Origin of the sequence: Falsiroseomonas sp., from assembly GCF_051860665.1 — a bacterium.
GTDB lineage: Bacteria > Pseudomonadota > Alphaproteobacteria > Acetobacterales > Acetobacteraceae > Falsiroseomonas.
This window is the reverse complement of the sequence record NZ_JBHYDM010000012.1, coordinates 47801-64224: the sequence shown is the minus strand read 5'-3', so window position 1 is coordinate 64224 and position 16424 is coordinate 47801. Positions and strand designations below refer to the sequence as shown.

Here is a 16424-nt window from a genome sequence, read left to right as displayed (position 1 = left end):
GCGGTCGCGCGCGGCTGCCGAAGGGAGGAAAAACCGATGAACATGACCCGCCGCGCCGGGCTCGGCGCCATGGCCGGGCTGCTGGCCGCGCCCGGCCTGCTGCGCGCCCAGACCCCCACCATCCGCATCGTCGTGCCCTTCGGCCCGGGCGGGTCGACGGATGCGGTGGCGCGGCTGGTCTCGCCAGGGCTGCAGCAGCGGCTCGGCGCCAATGTGGTGGTGGAGAACCGCTCCGGCGCCGCGGGCTCGATCGGCGCCGATATCGTGGCGAAGGCGCGGCCGGATGGGCAGACCTGGCTGCTGACCTTCGACAGCCACGCCACCATCCCGGCCCTGTTGCGCAACCCGCCCTTCGACGTGCTGAAGGACCTCGATCCGGTCATGCTGATCGGCGGCTCGCCCTATGCGGTGGCGACGCGGCCGGACAAGCCGTATCGCAGCATCGCGGATGTGGTCGCGGCGGCCAAGGCGCGGCCGGGCGTGACCTATGGCTCCACCGGCAATGGCACGCTGGGGCATCTCTCGATGATCCGGGTGGGCGAGCATGCGGGCGTGCAGCTGACGCATGTGCCCTATCGCAGCGGCGGCCTCGCGGTGAATGACGCGGTGGCCGGCCATGTGGAGATGATGATCGGCAGCGCCGCCCTGCTGCTGCCGCACATCACCGGCGGATCCCTGCGCCCCATCCTGCAATTCGGCCCGCAGCGCCTGACCCGCCTGGCGGAGACCCAGACCGCCGCCGAGGCCGGTTTTGCGAATATGGAGGCCGAGGCCTGGTGGGCCGTCTTCGCGCCGCATGGCACGCCGGCGGACCAGGTGGCGCGGATGAACACGGCGCTGAAGGAAACGCTGTCCGAGGAACGGGCGCGCACGGTGATGACGGAAACGCAGCAGGCGCGGCTGGTGCTGTCTTCGCCTGCCGAACTTGGCACCTTCTTCAAGGGCCAGGTGGAGACCTGGGGCGGGCTGGTGCGGGCGGCGAATATCCAGCCGGATTGAGCGGGGCTCAGCCCTTCCGCATCAGCACCATCACCTGGTCGTCGCGATAGGCGGCCAGGCCCTGTTCGGCAAAACCGAGCTTGGCGGCGACGCGTAGCGACCCTGTATTGGCCGGCGCGATGATGCAGAAGCAGGGGCGGCCGAGCCAGGCCAGCGCCGCTGTCGCGGCCTCCGTCGCCACGCCGCGGCCATGGGCCGCGGGGGCCAGAACCCAGCCGATCTCGGGCATGTCCGGCAGCTGGGGGGCGGTCGCGCGCCGAAAATCCGCGAAGCCGACATCGCCGAGATAGGTGCCCGTTTCGCGATCCTCGACGGCCCAGTAGCCGAAGCCACACAGCCGCCAGAGCCCGGCATAGCGCAGCATCCGGGCCCAGCTTTCCTCCGCCGTGGAGGGGCGGCCGATATGGCGCGTCACCTCCGGATTGGCCCAGAGGGCGGCCAGCGCCGGGAAATCCGCCGCGACATGCGGCCGCAGCCGCAGGCGGACGGTCTCCAGAACCGGGATCACACGCCCGCTTCCCGCAGCAGGGCGGCGAAAAGCGCTTCCCGCGCTTCGGTCCGGGCGGGGAAGAGGCGGGCGCTGTCCTCGGCCAGGGCAGCCTCATCCACGGCGCCGGGCGGCGACAGGCTGGCCCAGTTCTGCATGATCTCGGGCGTCGCCTCGGGGTGGAACTGCACGGCGATGGCCTTGGGCAGCCGGAAGGCCTGCACGGTGCCGGCATCGCGGGCGATCACCTCGGCCTGCGGCGGCGGGGTGATGACATCGCCGTGCCAGCGCGGCCAGGGGCCGGCGAAGGCGGGCTCCGCCGTGTCATCGATGCCGCGCCAGCCGCGGTAGAAGCTGCCGTCCGGATGGCGCTGCACGCTGCCGCCGGCGGCGGCCGCCATCATCTGCGCGCCGAAGCAGATCCCGATGGTGGGCCTTTGGGCCACCAGCCGCGCCGCGACCATGGGGCGCTGGGCGGCGATCCAGGGGATTTCCGTCTGATAGACGGCGCGGGGGGAGCCGAACATCACCACCAGCTCTGCCGCCATCATCTGTTCGGGCGTCACATCCTCGCCGCGCACCACCTCCAGCGCATGGCCCTGGGCGGCCAGCCATTCGCCGAAGGCGCCTTCCGGCGCGGTCTCGGAATTGCGGATGAGGAGGATCTTCATGCCAGGCCCATCGCCGTGTCCCGGCGCCGCAGCCAATGCACCAGCGGCAGCGCGGCCAGCACCATCCACAGCTTGCCGAGCACCTGCCCCGGCAGCAGGTCCAGATTGCCGAAGGCGAGGAACAGGAAGAAGGCGCTGTCGATCACCAGCCCCACCAGGCTGCTCGCCAGCACCGCCCGCACCAGCCCGCGTCGCTGCAGCGGCGTATAGACGGCCAGGTCCGCCATTTCCGAGATCAGGAAGGCGACGGCCGAGGCCAGCACCAGCGCCGGCGGCGCCAGCAGCGCGGAGAGCGCCGTGCCCGCCAGGATGGCCCCAAAGGCCCAGCCAAGGCCGAGCCGCCGCTGCACCAGGTCCCGCAGCACCAGCCCCAGGCCGATCATCAGCACGCCGGAGGGGGCCATGACGCCCGGCGCCACCGGGATCAGGCAGGGGCCGTTCGGCACGCAGAAGGTGCCGACATTGCCGATCAGCCAATTGGCAACGGGAATGCACAAGGCGAAGCCGGCAAGAAACAAAAAGCCCTGCTGGCGAAGGGTCAGTTGCATCGGTATTTTCTCCAACCCGCCGCGCGCAATTCGCAGGCGGGACAGGTGCCGCAGCCGGCACCCCAATCATGCGGCGTGCGGTCGCCGAGGTAGCAGGAATGCGTCTCCAGGCGGATCGCCTCCACCAGCGCCGGGCCACCGAGTTTTTCGGCCAATTCCCAGGTCGCCGCCTTGTCGCGCCACATCAGCGGCGTGTGCAGCACGAAGCGGCGCTCCATGCCGAGGTTGATGGCGACCTGCAGCGCCTTGATGGTGTCGTCGCGGCAATCGGGATAGCCGGAATAGTCGGTCTCGCAGACGCCGGTGACGATGTTCTTGATGCCGCGCCGATAGGCGAGCGCCGCGGCAAAGGTCAGAAAGATCAGGTTGCGGCCGGGCACGAAGGTATTGGGCAGGCCGCCGGTTTCCATCTCGATGGCGACGTCGCGGGTCAGCGAGGTCTCGCTGATGCCGCCCAGCGCGCGCAGGTCCAGCACATGATCCTCGCCCAGTTTCTGCGCCCAGCCGGCGTCGCGGCACAGCGCGTCGCGCATCGCCTGGCGGGTCTCCAGCTCGATCACATGGCGCTGGCCGTAGTCGAAGCCGAGCGTCTCGACATGGCCGAAGCGGTCCAGTGCCCAGGCCAGGCAGGTGGCGCTGTCCTGCCCGCCGCTGAACAGCACCAGCGCGGAATCATCCCTCATGCAGCAAGCCTCTGTGTTGCCCAGCGGGCGCAATCCGCCACGGTCTCATCCGCATCCTCGCACAGCTTTTGGGCCACGGGATGCAGCGCGGCATCGCCCGAATTGCCGATGGCGACCAGCACGTTGCGCACGAAGCGGTCGCGCCCGATGCGCTTGATCGGGCTGCCGCTGAATTTTTGACGGAACGCGGCATCGTCCAGCGCGGCGAGTTCCACGAGCCGCGGCGCGTTCAGCTCCGCGCGTGGCAGGAAGCCGGGCTCCGCATGGCTGCGGGCAAATTTGTTCCAGGGGCAGACGGCGAGGCAGTCGTCGCAGCCATAGATGCGGTTGCCCATCAGCGGGCGCAGATCCTCGGGGATCGGCCCGCGATGCTCGATGGTGAGGTAGGAAATGCAGCGCCGTGCATCCAGCCGATAGGGGGCCGGGAAGGCATTTGTGGGACAGACATCGAGGCAGGCCCGGCAGGACCCGCAGTGATCCCGTTCCGGTGCATCCAGTTCGAGGTCGAGCGTCGTAAAAATCTCGCCCAAAAACAGCCAGGAGCCGTGGCTGCGGCTGACCAGGTTCGTGTGCTTGCCCTGCCAGCCCAGCCCCGCCTGCTGCGCCAGCGGTTTCTCCATCACCGGCGCGGTATCCACAAAGACCTTCAGCGGCTGGTGCTTGAAGCGCTGGGCCATGAACTGGCCGAGCGCCTTCAGTCGCTTCTTGACGATGTCGTGGTAGTCCCGGTTGCGGGCATAGACACTGATGGTGCCGCGGTCGCGCCAGGCGAGGCTTTCCATCGGGTCGCGCTCCGGCCCGTAGTTCAGGCCGAGCGAGATCACGCTGACCGCCTCCGGCCACAGCGCCTGGGGGTGGGCGCGCTGCTCGGCGCGGGCTTCCATCCAGCCCATGTCGCCATGCAGCCCCTCCGCCAGGAAGCGGCCCAGCCGCTCCCGCGCTTCCGGCGCCAGATGGGCGCGGGCGAAACCCACCGCGTCGAAGCCGAGGCGCAGCGCCTCCGCCCGGATGTCGTCAGCCGCGGCCACGATATCCCGGAACGTCCTGCTGCGGGATCCAGACGCCGGAGGGCGCTTCGCCGGTCTGGAAAAAGACATCAATGGGAATGCCGCCGCGCGGATACCAATAGCCGCCGATCCGCAGCCATTCCGGCGCCAGCTCGTCGATCAGCCGCTTGGCGATTCCCACTGTGCAGGATTCATGGAAGGCGCCGTGGTTGCGGAAGGCCGTCAGGTAGAGCTTCAGCGACTTGCTCTCCACCAACCAGTCGCCGGGGATATAGTCGATCACCAGGTGGGCGAAATCCGGCTGGCCGGTCATGGGACACAGCGAGGTGAATTCCGGCGCCGTGAAGCGCACGCAGTAGCGGGTCCCGGGATGCGGATTGGGCACCCGCTCCAGCACCGCCGCATCCGGAGTTTCGGGCGCGCCGGCCTGGCGGCCGAGCAGGGTCAGCCCGCTGGTATCGGTCGAGATGGAGGGTGTGGTCACCGCCTGGGTTCCGCTGGTCCTGTCTGGCCGGCGCTATAGCAGCGGGGCGCCCCAGGTGCGAGGCGGAGCGGCTATGCGCCCCGGACCAGCGCCTCCGCCGCCGCCACCACCTTGGCCGTGTCCACCTTCAGCGCATCCTCCAGCGGCGGCGCGAAGGGCACCGGGACCCGGGGCTGGCCGAGCCGCGCCACCGCCTTCACCCGGGCCGGGCCGAGCCGCTCGATCACCCGGGCGACCACCTCCGCCCCGAAACCGCCGGTGGTCACCGCCTCATGCACCACCAGCAGCCGCCCCGTGCGGGCGACGGAGGCGACCACCGCCTCCTCGTCCCAGGGCCAGAGGGTGCGCAGGTCCAGCACATCGGCCGAGATTCCGCGCGCCGCCAGCATCCCGGCCGCCTCCTCCACCTGCGGCACGATGGCGGACCAGGTGACGATGGTGAGGTCATCCCCCATCCGCGCCCGCCGCGCCTGGCCGAAGGGGATCGGCGCGATCACCTCCGGCACTTCCCCCACCAGCGGAAACAGGTTCTTCGGGTCGAAGAACAGCACCGGATCGTCGCTGCGCAGCGCCGTCACCAGCAGCCCCGCGGTATCCGCCGGCGTCGAGGGCACCACCACCACCAGGCCGGGGATATGGGTGAACCAGCTCTCCAGCATCTGCGAATGCTGCGCGGCGGAGTTGCGCCAGATGCCGTGCGGCATGCGGATCACCACGGCCGGCCGCGCCTGGCCGCCGAACATGTAGCGGACCTTGGCGACCTGGTTCACCAGCTCGTCCATCGCGCACATGACGAAGTCGAAGATCCGCATCTCGATGATCGGTCGCGTGCCGACCAGCGCGGCGCCGAGGCCCGCGCCCATGATCACGCTCTCGCTGATCGGGGTGGAGACGATGCGGCTTTCGCCGAATTCCTCCAGGAAGCCGCGATACTGGCCGAAGAGGCCACCGCGGGCGACATCCTCGCCCAGCACCCAGATGCTGGGGTCGCGGCGCATTTCCTGCTGCGCGGCGCGGCGGGCGGCTTCCACCAGGGTGATCTCGACCATCTCAGGCGGCTCCCTGCACGGCGCCAACGTCCTGGACGTCTTCCCAGGCCACGGCCGGGTCCGGCCAGGGCGCGGTCAGCGCCGCTTCGCGGGCGGCGGACATTTCCGCCATGGCCTCGCCACGGATGCTATCGAGCTCGGCGAGCGAAACACCCTCCTCCGTCAGCCGCGCGCGCAGCCGGCCGATCGGCTCCGCGGCGCGCGCGGCCTCGACATCCGCCGGGTCGCGCCAGGCGGCGGGGTCGCTGCTGGTATGGCCGGTGATGCGATAGGTGGTGGCATGCAGCAGCTGCGGCCCGGCGCCGCCGCGGATTTCCGCCACCAGGCGCGAGGCCGCGGCATCCACCGCCGCCGCATTGTTGCCGTCCACGCTGAGGCAGGGCACGCCGAGCGACTCTGCCCGCGCCGCGACGCCCGGGCCGGCGGTGACGCTGGCCGTCGCGGTGAAGGCGGCCACGCCATTGTCCTCACACACGAAAAGCACCGGCAGGCGGTACAGCGCCGCCCAGTTCAGCCCCTCCAGGAAGGGCCCGCGATTGATCGCGCCATCACCGAAGAAGCAGGCGACGATGGCATCCGAGCCCAGCATCTTCAGCCCCTGCGCCGCTCCCACCGCGATGGGGATGCCGCCCGCCACCACCCCGTTCGCGCCCAGCATGCCGACGCTGAAATCCGCGATATGCATGGACCCGCCCTTGCCGCGGCAATGCCCGCCGGCGCGGCCGAACAGCTCCTCCATCATGCCGGAAACGCCTGCCCCCTTGGCCAGCGCATGGCCATGACCGCGATGGTTCGAGGTGATGCGGTCGTCGCGCCGCAGGTTCAGGCAGATGCCAGCGGCCACCGCTTCCTGGCCGATGGAGACATGCAGCGGACCCGGGATCTCGCCGGCCTTGTGGGCGGCCAGCGCCGTCTCCTCGAAGGCGCGGATGCGGCACATGGTGGTATAGAGCGCGATCAGCCGCGCGCGATTGTCGCCGGTCCTCGTCATCCGCCTGTCCCCGTTTCCCCGCCCCCCTTCTTGTGCCGCGTGGGCCGGGGGGCTTGCGGAGCATGCGGCAGCGCGCGAAGGAATCAAGCCATGGGGGGACAATCGATGCCGGAGGGGATGTCGGGCGCGGGGCCCTTGGTTCTGGACAGCGTGACGCAGCTGGACGGCGCGGCGCGGGGCCGGGTGGCCTGCTGCGCCAGCCATGGCGGCATCTATGCGGCCTGGTATGCGGCGCGGAAGGGCGTCGGCGGGCTGGTGCTGCATGATGCCGGCATCGGGCGGGAAAGGGCCGGCGTCGGCGGCATTTTCTGGCTGGAATCCCGCTTCGTGCCCGCCGCCGCCGTGGCGCATGAAACCGCCCGCATCGGCGATGGCGCCGACATGCTGGCGCGCGGCCGGCTGTCCACCGTGAATGCCCCCGCCGCGGCGCTGGGCCTGGCGGAGGGGATGCCGGTGGCGGAGGCGCTGGACCGGCTGCTGGCCGCCCGGCTGCCGCCCGCCGAGGCGCCCGGCCAGCTGGAGGAGGCCCGGCGGCTGATTTCCGCCGATGGGCCAGTGCGCGTCATCGCGCTCGATTCGAACGGGCTGGTCGGGCCGGAGGATGCGGGGCAGGTGGTGGTCACCGGCTCGCATGGCGGGCTGCTCGGCGGGCGCGCGGCCAGCGCGGTGAAGGCGGATGTGCTCTGCGCCATCTACAACGACGCGGCCATCGGCATCGACCAGGCTGGCGTCTCGCGCCTGCCGGCCCTGGCCGCGCGCGGCATCGCGGCGGCCACCGTCTCGGCTTTCTCGGCCCGCATCGGCGATGCGACCAGCAGCTGGGAGGATGGCTATATCTCCGCCCTCAATGCGCCCGCCGAGGCGCGCGGCGGCTGCATCGGCCTGTCGACCCGCGACTTCGTCGCCAAGATCCTGGAGAGTCTGTGACCATGTCCGCTAATGCCACCCGCCGCATGACCGGCGGCGCCGCGCTTGCCGAGATGCTGAAGCTGCATGAATCGGGGCCGATGTTCGGCATGGGCGGCTTCCAGCTGCTGCCCTTCTACGAGGCCTGCCGGGTGCTGGGCGTGCAGCACTACCTGATCAACGACGAGCGCTGCGGCGCCTTTGCGGCGGATGCCTATGCCCGCGTCACCAACCGGCCCGGGCTGGTGGACGGCACGCTCGGGCCGGGGGCCACGAACCTGGCCACCGGCCTGGCCGAGGCCTTCAATGCCGGCATGCCGATGGTCGCCATCATCGGCGACGCGAACCGCCAGCACGCCTGGAAGAACATGACGCAGGAGGCGCGGCAATTCGACGTTCTGCGGCCCCTGGTGAAGGAGGCGATCCGCGTCGAGATCATCTCCCGCATTCCCGAACACATCCGGCGCGCCTTCGCGGTGGCCACCAGCGGCCGCCCCGGCCCGGTGCTGATCGCGGTGCCGGAGGATGTGGCGCATGCCGAGCATGATTTCGATGCCGGCGATTTCTGGTTCGATCCGGGCACGCTGCGCGCCCAGGCTCGCCGGTCCCGCCCGGCGCGGGATGATCTTTCGCGCGCCGCGGCGCTGCTGGCCAAGGCGGAGCGGCCGCTGATCCTGGCCGGCGGCGGCGTGCATATCAGCGAGGCCCATGACGCCCTGCTGGCGCTGGCGGAAGCCCAGGGCATCCCGGTGGCCCATACCATGTCCGGGAAGGGCGCCATCGGCTGCAACCACGCCCTCTCGGCCGGCGTCTTCGGCCGCTATTCGCGCATCGCCAACGACCTGATCGGCCTGAGCGACTGTCTGCTCGTTGTGGGCTGCAAGCTCGGCGAGATCGCCACGAAGCGATTCTCGCTGATGCCCTCCGGCGTGCCGCTGATCCATCTGGATATCGTGGCGGAGGAGATCGGCCGCACCACGCGGCAGGATGTGGCGCTGGTCGGCGATGCGCGCTGCGGGCTGGAGGATCTGCTGGCCGAACTCGGCCCGCGCAAGGGCGCGCGCGCCGAGTGGTGCGCGGAGGTGCCGAAGCGCATGGCGGCCTGGCTGGAGTCTGCGAAGGACCGGCTGGAATCGGTGGAATCGCCGATCAATGTCGGCCGCCTGATGGGCGAGCTGAACAAGATCCTGCCGGCCGATGCCGTGCTGGTCGCAGATGGCGGTTTCGCGGGGCATTGGGGCGGGCTGCTCTTCGATACCAAGCGGGCCGGGCGCGGCTTCGTCGCGGATCGTGGCTTTGCCTCCATCGGCTATGGCGTGCCGGGCGGCATCGGGGCGCAGATCGGGGTGGGGAAGGGGCGGCGCGTCGTCTCCCTGACCGGCGATGGCGGCTTCAACATGTCGATGGGCGATCTCGAGACCGCGCGGCGCGTCGGCGCGCCGATCGTCGCCTGCATCTTCAACAACGCGGCCTCCGGCTATGTGAAGGCGCTGCAGCACGCCGTCTTCGGCCCCGGCAGCTACCAGTCCAGCGACCTGGTCGAGATGAATTATGCGAACATTGCGAACGCCATGGGCTGCCAGGGCATCCGCGTGGAGGACCCGGAAAAGCTGGCGGGCGCCATCCGGGCGGGCCTGGAGAACACGGATACGCCGACGGTGCTCGACATCGTGGTGACGCGTGATCCGGCGAAAATGTTGCCGGCGGCGGACAACCGGACGCTGAAGGTGAACAAGGGCGACCGGCCGGTCTGACCCCACCCTGCAGGATGTCACGGCAGCATGGTAACGCTTCCGCGAGGCCTGCCGAATACTCTGGCAGACCTCGGAGGCCCCCCATGCTGCGCAACCGCGTCCTGATCCTGTCGCCCCGCTATATCCTGCTGACCCTGATGGTGCTGGCGACCTTGGCCTGCGGGCTGGGCCTGCTGCTGGCCCCCGGCGCCTGGCCCTGGCTGCTGCCGGGGCTGCTGCTGGCCGGCGGGCTTTCGGCGCTGGGCTTCCGGGATCTCTTCGACCCCACCCATGCCATCCTGCGCAGCTACCCGATCGCCGCGCATCTCCGCTTCCTCATGGAGGAGATCCGGCCGGAGATGCGGCAGTACTTCTTCGAGGATGAGAAGCACGGCACGCCCTTCTCCCGCGACAAGCGCGCCGTGGTCTACCAGCGCGCCAAGGGGCAGCTCGACAAGCGACCCTTCGGCACGCAGTACGAGGTCTATGACGAGGGCCATGAATGGATGCACCATTCCATGGCGCCCCGGCCCGTCGCGCAGTCCGCGCCGCGCGTGACGGTGGGCGGGCCGGATTGCACGCAGCCCTATGGCGCCTCGCTGTTCAATATCTCCGCCATGAGTTTCGGGTCGCTCTCCGCCAATGCCATCCGCGCGCTGAACCAGGGCGCCAAGGCTGGCGGCTTCGCGCATGATACGGGGGAGGGCGGGCTCAGCCCCTATCACGCGGAGGCCGGCGGCGACCTGATCTGGGAGATCGGCTCCGGCTATTTTTCCGCGCGCGACGCGCAGGGGCGCTTCGATCCCGATCGCTTCGCGAAGAATGCCGCAGCGCCGCAGGTGCGTATGGTGGAGCTGAAGCTCAGCCAGGGCGCCAAGCCCGGCCATGGCGGCGTGCTGCCGGCGGCCAAGGTCAGCGCCGAGATCGCGGCGACGCGCGGCGTGCCGATGGGGCAGGACTGCATCTCCCCCTCCGCCCACAGCGCCTTTGCCACGCCGGTGGAGCTGCTGCGCTTCGTGGCGGAGATGCGCCGCCTCTCGGGCGGCAAGCCCGCCGGCTTCAAGCTCTGCATCGGCCATCGCTGGGAGTTCCTGGCCATCTGCAAGGCGATGCTGGAGACTGGCATCACGCCCGACTTCATCGTGGTGGATGGCACGGAGGGCGGCACCGGCGCCGCGCCGCTGGAATTCATGGACCATGTCGGCATGCCGCTGCGCGAAGGGCTGAACTTCGTGCACAATGCGCTGGTCGGCATCGGCCTGCGTGACCGCATCCGCATCGGCGCCAGCGGCAAGATCGCCAGCGCCTTCGATATCGCCCGCGCCTTGGCGCTGGGTGCCGATTGGTGCAATTCCGCGCGCGGCTTCATGTTCGCGCTCGGCTGCATCCAGTCGCTCTCCTGCCACACGGATCGCTGCCCGACGGGGGTGGCCACGCAGGACCCCACCCGGTCCCGCGCCCTGGTGGTGCCGGACAAGGCGCAGCGTGTGGCACAATTCCACGCCGCGACGCTGGAGGCTTTGGGCGAGCTGGTGGCGGCCGCCGGCCTCGACCATCCCGGGCAGTTCCGCCCGCACCATTTCTACCGGCGCATCTCCGCCCATGAGGTGCAGAGTTTTGCCCAGCTCTTTCCGGAATTGGCGCCGGGCGAGCTGCTGCGCGGCACCCAGGACCCGCGCTTCCGGGAGGCCTGGGCGATGGCGCAGGCCCACAGCTTCGCCCCGCGCGCCCGCGCGCTGGAGGTCGCGGCCGATTGAGCCCTATCCTGTCGCCAAGACGACAGGAGGGGCGGAATGGGACAGGCGAGCGCGATGAATCTCGGGCGGCTGCTGACGCAGACCGCGCGGCGCCTGCCCGAAGCCCCCGCCCTGGTCTGGCGCGACCGCAGCTGGTCCTTCGCCGAGCTGGATGCGCGGGTGGACCGGCTGGGCGAGGCGCTGCGCGGCCTCGGCGTGGCCAAGGGAGACCGGGTGCTGGTGCATTCGCGAAATTCCAACGCGATGTTCGAGAGCCTGTTTGCCTGCTTCAAGATCGGCGCGGTCTGGGTGCCCACGAACTACCGGCTGACCCCGGCCGAGGTCGCCTATCTCGGGGCCTCCTCCCGGGCCGTGGTGATGCTGCGCGATGCGGGGTTTGCCGGCCACGCGGCCGCGGTGCGCGACGAAAACCCGCATCTGCGGCAGGTGATCGCGGTGGGCGATGCGGGCGAGGGCGAGCTGGACTACGAAACGCTGCTCGCCGCCGCCACACCGCCCGCCCCGGACCATGAGGCAGACGTGGAGGCCGGCGATCCCTGCTGGTTCTTCTACACCTCCGGCACCACTGGCCGGCCCAAGGCCGCGGTGCTGACGCATGGCCAGATGGGCTTTGTCGTCACCAACCATCTGGCGGACCTGGTGCCCGGCACCACCGAGCGCGATGCCTCCCTGGTGGTGGCGCCGCTGTCGCATGGCGCCGGCATCCACCAGCTCGGCCAGGTCGCGCGCGGCGCGGCGACGGTGCTGCTGGGTGGTGAGAAGCTGGACCCCGCGGAGGCCTGGGCGCTGGTGGAACGCCATCGCGTCTCCAACATGTTCACCGTGCCCACCATCCTGACGGCGCTGGTGCGCCATCCCGCGGTGGATGCGCACGACCACGCCAGCCTCCGCCACGTGATCTATGCCGGCGCGCCGATGTACGAGGCGGACCAGCAGGAAGCGCTGGCGAAACTCGGGCCCTGCCTGGTGCAGTATTTCGGCCTGGGCGAGGTCACCGGCGCCATCACCGTGCTGCGCCCGGACCAGCACAGGCCCGAAAACGCCGGCAGCTGCGGCGTGGCCCGCACGGCGATGGATATCGCGATCCTCGACGAGCGCGGCGCGCGGCTGCCACCCGGCGAGATCGGTGAGATCTGCGTACGCGGCCCCGCCGTCTTCGCCGGCTATTTCGAGAATGCGGAGGCGAACCGCAAGGCTTTTGCGGGCGGCTGGTTCCACACCGGCGACCTCGGGATGCTCGATGCGCGCGGCTTTCTCTTCATCACCGGCCGGGCGTCGGACATGTATATCTCCGGCGGCTCCAACGTGTATCCCCGCGAGGCGGAGGAGGCGCTGCTGACCCACCCCGCGGTGGCGGAGGCCGCGGTGGTCGGCCTGCCGCACCCCAAATGGGGCGAGGCCGGCATCGCCTGCATCGTCTGCCATGAGGGGATGGAGGTGGAGGAGGCGGCGCTGATGGCCCACCTCGCCCCGCGCCTCGCCCGCTACAAGCAGCCGCTGCGCATCGTGCTCTGGGATGCGCTGCCGAAGTCCGGCTATGGCAAGGTGCCGAAGGCGCTGATCCGCGCCAAGCTGGCGGAGGAGGGGATCGGCTTCTGACGCTCCACCGCCTCAGCCGGCGGGCCGCGGCGCCAGGATGGAATGGATGCCGGGGAAGGGCGGAGGGCCCAGGATCATCGAGCCGCCCGCCTCGTTCGAGGCCGCGATGGCGGCGAAGTCCTGGCCCTGCATGGTGCCGATCTGCCGGAAGGTCTCCTCGATCTGCCCGGGCGAGAAGATGACGAGCATCCGCACATCGCCCTCCGAGAGATTGCCCCAGGCATGCGGCGTGCCGCGCGGGACCATGGCGGTCTCGCCCGCATTCAGCGCCAGTTCCCGCGCGCCGATCCTGAGCTGGAGGCTTCCAGGACCAGGAAGTGCTCCTCCTCCTGCCCATGCAGGTGTATGGGCACGCCGTTGCGCGGCGCGGCGACGATTTCCAGCATGGTGTAGCGGCCGCCGGTCTTGGCGATGGAGGTGCGGATGGTGAAGCGCTCGCCTGGCGTCACCTCCCACCAGCCATCCTCATCGCCCGCATCGGGCAGGTTCCGGGCCGGGATATCCATGGCGTTATGTCCTCCGTGCTGCGGCGCGGGGTCGCGCCCCGCCCTTCCTGGCGCATGCGCGCGACCGTCGTGTTTCCGGGCGCGCCTGGCCTGTTGCAGCGGAAGCCGGGGCGCAGGGGTGCGGCGGTGGCAGGCTGATGCCGTGCCCGGCCGGGATGGCACGGCGGCTGGACCAGCAACCCGCTCTCCCCTACCTCCGCCGCCAGGCAGGGGAGGCGGCGGGGCCATGGTGCAGACGATCTTGCAGGGCCGCCGCATCGCCATCCTCGGCAATTCCGGATCGGGCAAGTCCACCCTGGCCTGCACGCTGTCTCAGCGCCTTGGCCTGCCGCATATCGAGCTGGATGCGCTGAACTGGCAGCCGGGCTGGCGCGCCCTCTGCGAGGAGGAGCCGGAGGCCTGGTCGCGGCGTGTCGCTCAGGCGGTGGCAGGCGAGGCCTGGATCACCGACGGCAATTATTCCCGCGGCGCCCAGCCGCATATCCTGCCGCGCGCCACGGATGTGATCTGGCTCGATTTCCCGCGGCGCGTGATCATGGCGCGCGTGCTGCGCCGGTCCTTCCTGCGGGCGATCTCGGGCCGCGAATTGTGGCCCGGCACCGGGAATCGCGAGGAGTTCCGCCGCTGGCTGCGGAAGGACCACCCGATCCGCTGGAGCTGGGACACCTATCGCGACGCCAATGAACGCCGCGCCGCGATCTTCGCCAGCCCCGCCCTGGACCATGCCCGGAAGCACAGGCTGCAAAGCCCGGCGGCGGCACGGCGCTGGCTGGGGCAGCTGGGCGCGGCGGGGAATGCCGCCCCCGTCTCCCCGGCCGGGGCGAACCGGTCTAGCCTGGGTGGATCGACCCGACCGGAGTGACCCATGACCGCCACCCTCTTCGCCAATGCCCGCATCCTCGACGGCCGAGTCGATGGCGGGATCGAGGGCCATGTCCTGGTGGAGGATGGGCGGATCAAGGAGGTCTCGGACAAGCCGATCATCGCCACCGCCGCCCGCCAGGTGGACCTCGCCGGCCGCACGCTGATGCCGGGGCTGATCGATGCGCATGTGCATGTCATCTCCACCACGGTGAATTTCGGGCTGAACGCGCTGCTGCCGGATGCGGTGATCGCCTTCCGCTCCGCCCGCATCATGAACGCCATGCTGATGCGCGGCTTCACCACCATCCGCGACCTCGGCGGCGCGACGCAGGGGCTGCGGGTCGCCTGGGAGGAGGGTGGCTTCGACGGGCCGCGCATGGTGCTCTGCGGCAAGGCCATCTCCTCCACCGGCGGACATTCGGATGGTCGCGGGCGCTACGATTCGCGGGACATGGCCTATCTGGAGCAGCGGCTGGGCTGCCTCGGCCGGCTGGCCGATGGCGTGGATGCCGTGCGCCGCGCCTGCCGGGAGGAGATCAAGGCCGGCGCCGACTATATCAAGATCATGGCCAATGGCGGCGTCGCCAGCCCCACCGACCCGATCGCCTTCCTCGGCTATTCCATGGACGAGATGTGCGCGGCGGTGGAGGAGGCGGCCATGGCGCAGACCTATGTCGCCGCCCACCTCTATACCGATGAGGCGATCAGCCGCGCCGTCGATGCCGGGGTGCGCAGCCTGGAGCATTGCAACCTCATCGAGGAGGCCACCGCCCGCAAGGCCGCCAAGGCCGGCGCCATCGCCTGCCCGACGCTGGTGACCTATGAGGCGCTGAAGAACGAGGGCGCCTCCTACGGCCTCGGCCCGGAAAGCGTGGCGAAGATCGACACGGTGCGGCTGGCGGGCCTGGCGAGCCTGGAGAAGATGCAGCGCGCCGGCCTGACCATGGCCTACGGCAGTGATCTGCTGGCCGAGATGCACCGCCACCAGTCGGACGAATTCGTCATCCGCGGCCGTGTGCTGCCGGCGATGGAGGTCATCCGCTCCACCACCGTCCACGCCGCCAAGCTGCTGCGCATGGAAGGCCGGATCGGCACGGTGGAACCCGGCGCCTTCGGCGACCTGGTGGTGGTGGAGGGCGATCCGCTGAAGGACCTTTCCCTCCTCACGGGCCAGGGGAAGCATCTGTCCGTCATCATGCAGGGCGGGCGCTTCATCAAGGACCAGCTGGCGGCGTGATCCCGCCGGAGGACCGCTATCCGCACGCGCCGCTGCCGCGCCGAGCCAGGCTCACCTGGCCCGGCGGGGCGCGGCTGGCGGTCTGGGTCTGTCCGAATATCGAGCATTACGAATTCCTGCCGGCGCAGGCCGGCAGCCCGCGCGACCCCTGGCCGCGCACGCCGCATCCCGATGTGCTGTCCTATTCGCTGAAGGACTACGGCAATCGCGCCGGCGTCTGGCGGATGATGGAGTGCCTGGATGCGCACGGCATCCGCGGCAGCGTGTCCTTCTCCATGTCTGTGGGCGACATGTTCCCCGAGATCCTGGACGGGATACTGAAGCGCGACTGGGACGTGTTCAGCCACGGCCTGTTCAACACGCGCTACCACTGGAACCTGCCCGAGGACGCGGAACGCGCCGAGATCGAGGCCAGCGTCGCCGCCTGGAAGCGCCTGACGGGCAGGCAGCTGCGCGGCTGGTTCTCGCCGGCGGCGTCGAACACGCTGGTCACGCCGGACCTGGTGGCGGAGGCCGGCATTTCCTACCTCTGCGACTTCTACCATGACGACCAGCCGACCCCGATCCGCGTCCGCAGCGGCAAGCTGTGTTCCATCCCCTATACGATGGACCTGAACGACGCGGTGATGATCGGCGCCGGCGCGGCGGAGGGTGCCGACTTCCTGCGCGCCGGGATCGACATGTTCGAGACGCTCTATGCTGAAGGTGCGACGCAGCCGCGGGTCATGTGCATCGCGCTGCACCCCTATATCATGGGCCGCCCGCACCGGATCCGCTTCCTGGACGCGCTGCTCGCGCATATTCGCCGGCATGAGGGGGTGTGGTTCACCACCGGCGCCGAGATGGCCGACTGGTATTTTGCAAACCACCACGACGCGGCGCTGCGCACATGATCCCGCGCGG

At 70.2% G+C, this 16424-nt stretch carries 18 protein-coding genes; 8 read left to right on the top strand and 10 right to left on the bottom strand.

Annotation, left to right across the window (positions count from 1 at the left end):
* The first annotated feature begins 36 nt into the window (after positions 1-36).
* Complete coding sequence (locus ACTIF1_RS14120; protein ID WP_439597074.1) at positions 37-999, top strand: Bug family tripartite tricarboxylate transporter substrate binding protein; 963 nt, start codon at positions 37-39, stop codon at positions 997-999.
* A 7-nt stretch (positions 1000-1006) separates the two neighbouring features.
* On the opposite strand, the gene ACTIF1_RS14115 is transcribed toward ACTIF1_RS14120, so the two are convergent.
* From ACTIF1_RS14115 to ACTIF1_RS14080, 8 genes are all read right to left on the bottom strand, one after another.
* Positions 1007-1507, bottom strand: a complete 501-nt coding sequence (locus tag ACTIF1_RS14115) for a GNAT family N-acetyltransferase (RefSeq protein ID WP_439597073.1) — start codon at positions 1505-1507, stop codon at positions 1007-1009.
* The gene (locus ACTIF1_RS14110) at positions 1504-2157 is read right to left on the bottom strand and encodes a type 1 glutamine amidotransferase (protein ID WP_439597072.1); all 654 of its coding nucleotides are present in this window, start codon (positions 2155-2157) and stop codon (positions 1504-1506) included. Before ACTIF1_RS14110 ends, ACTIF1_RS14115 begins: the two co-directional genes overlap by 4 nt.
* Entirely contained in the window at positions 2154-2705 is a 552-nt protein-coding gene (locus ACTIF1_RS14105; RefSeq protein WP_439597071.1) for a VUT family protein, read from the bottom strand. Before ACTIF1_RS14105 ends, ACTIF1_RS14110 begins: the two co-directional genes overlap by 4 nt.
* Positions 2696-3388 carry a 7-cyano-7-deazaguanine synthase QueC gene (queC, locus tag ACTIF1_RS14100; protein ID WP_439597070.1) on the bottom strand — a complete coding sequence of 231 codons (693 nt, stop codon included), beginning with the start codon at positions 3386-3388 and terminating at the stop codon, positions 2696-2698. The genes ACTIF1_RS14105 and queC overlap by 10 nt, the downstream gene beginning before the upstream one ends.
* Positions 3385-4416, bottom strand: coding sequence for a tRNA epoxyqueuosine(34) reductase QueG (gene queG / locus ACTIF1_RS14095; RefSeq protein WP_439597069.1), 1032 nt, complete (start codon positions 4414-4416; stop codon positions 3385-3387). The genes queC and queG overlap by 4 nt, the downstream gene beginning before the upstream one ends.
* Positions 4403-4879, bottom strand: a complete 477-nt coding sequence (gene queF / locus ACTIF1_RS14090) for a preQ(1) synthase (protein ID WP_439597068.1) — start codon at positions 4877-4879, stop codon at positions 4403-4405. The genes queG and queF overlap by 14 nt, the downstream gene beginning before the upstream one ends.
* Positions 4880-4950: 71 nt before the next feature.
* Complete coding sequence (locus tag ACTIF1_RS14085) at positions 4951-5928, bottom strand: alpha-ketoacid dehydrogenase subunit beta (protein ID WP_439597067.1); 978 nt, start codon at positions 5926-5928, stop codon at positions 4951-4953.
* A 1-nt stretch (position 5929) separates the two neighbouring features.
* Positions 5930-6919 (bottom strand): thiamine pyrophosphate-dependent dehydrogenase E1 component subunit alpha, encoded by a 990-nt coding sequence (locus ACTIF1_RS14080; RefSeq protein WP_439597066.1) that lies wholly within the window; start codon positions 6917-6919, stop codon positions 5930-5932.
* 90 nt (positions 6920-7009) lie between these two features.
* On the opposite strand from ACTIF1_RS14080, the gene ACTIF1_RS14075 reads away from it, so the two are divergent.
* The 4 genes from ACTIF1_RS14075 to ACTIF1_RS14060 all read left to right on the top strand — a co-directional run bounded on the left by ACTIF1_RS14075 (position 7010) and on the right by ACTIF1_RS14060 (position 12914).
* Positions 7010-7846, top strand: coding sequence for a hypothetical protein (locus tag ACTIF1_RS14075; protein ID WP_439597065.1), 837 nt, complete (start codon positions 7010-7012; stop codon positions 7844-7846).
* 2 nt (positions 7847-7848) lie between these two features.
* Positions 7849-9579 carry a thiamine pyrophosphate-binding protein gene (locus ACTIF1_RS14070; protein WP_439597172.1) on the top strand — a complete coding sequence of 577 codons (1731 nt, stop codon included), beginning with the start codon at positions 7849-7851 and terminating at the stop codon, positions 9577-9579.
* 83 nt (positions 9580-9662) lie between these two features.
* Entirely contained in the window at positions 9663-11315 is a 1653-nt protein-coding gene (locus tag ACTIF1_RS14065; protein WP_439597064.1) for an FMN-binding glutamate synthase family protein, read from the top strand.
* A 36-nt stretch (positions 11316-11351) separates the two neighbouring features.
* Positions 11352-12914: an acyl-CoA synthetase gene (locus ACTIF1_RS14060; RefSeq protein ID WP_439597063.1), complete on the top strand. Its 1563-nt coding sequence runs from the start codon at positions 11352-11354 to the stop codon at positions 12912-12914.
* A gap of 12 nt (positions 12915-12926) precedes the next feature.
* Here ACTIF1_RS14060 and ACTIF1_RS14055 read toward each other — a convergent pair whose 3' ends face one another.
* Positions 12927-13160 (bottom strand): hypothetical protein, encoded by a 234-nt coding sequence (locus tag ACTIF1_RS14055; protein WP_439597062.1) that lies wholly within the window; start codon positions 13158-13160, stop codon positions 12927-12929.
* A gap of 17 nt (positions 13161-13177) precedes the next feature.
* Positions 13178-13420, bottom strand: a complete 243-nt coding sequence (locus ACTIF1_RS14050) for a hypothetical protein (protein WP_439597061.1) — start codon at positions 13418-13420, stop codon at positions 13178-13180.
* Between the two features lie 226 nt (positions 13421-13646).
* On the opposite strand from ACTIF1_RS14050, the gene ACTIF1_RS14045 reads away from it, so the two are divergent.
* From ACTIF1_RS14045 to ACTIF1_RS14035, 3 genes are read left to right on the top strand one after another with little or no spacing between them, the layout of a single operon-like run.
* Positions 13647-14282, top strand: a complete 636-nt coding sequence (locus ACTIF1_RS14045; RefSeq protein ID WP_439597060.1) for a hypothetical protein — start codon at positions 13647-13649, stop codon at positions 14280-14282.
* Positions 14283-14285: 3 nt separating this feature from the next.
* Entirely contained in the window at positions 14286-15521 is a 1236-nt protein-coding gene (locus ACTIF1_RS14040) for an amidohydrolase family protein (RefSeq protein WP_439597059.1), read from the top strand.
* Entirely contained in the window at positions 15518-16414 is an 897-nt protein-coding gene (locus ACTIF1_RS14035; protein WP_439597058.1) for a polysaccharide deacetylase family protein, read from the top strand. The genes ACTIF1_RS14040 and ACTIF1_RS14035 overlap by 4 nt, the downstream gene beginning before the upstream one ends.
* The last annotated feature ends 10 nt before the right edge of the window (positions 16415-16424 follow it).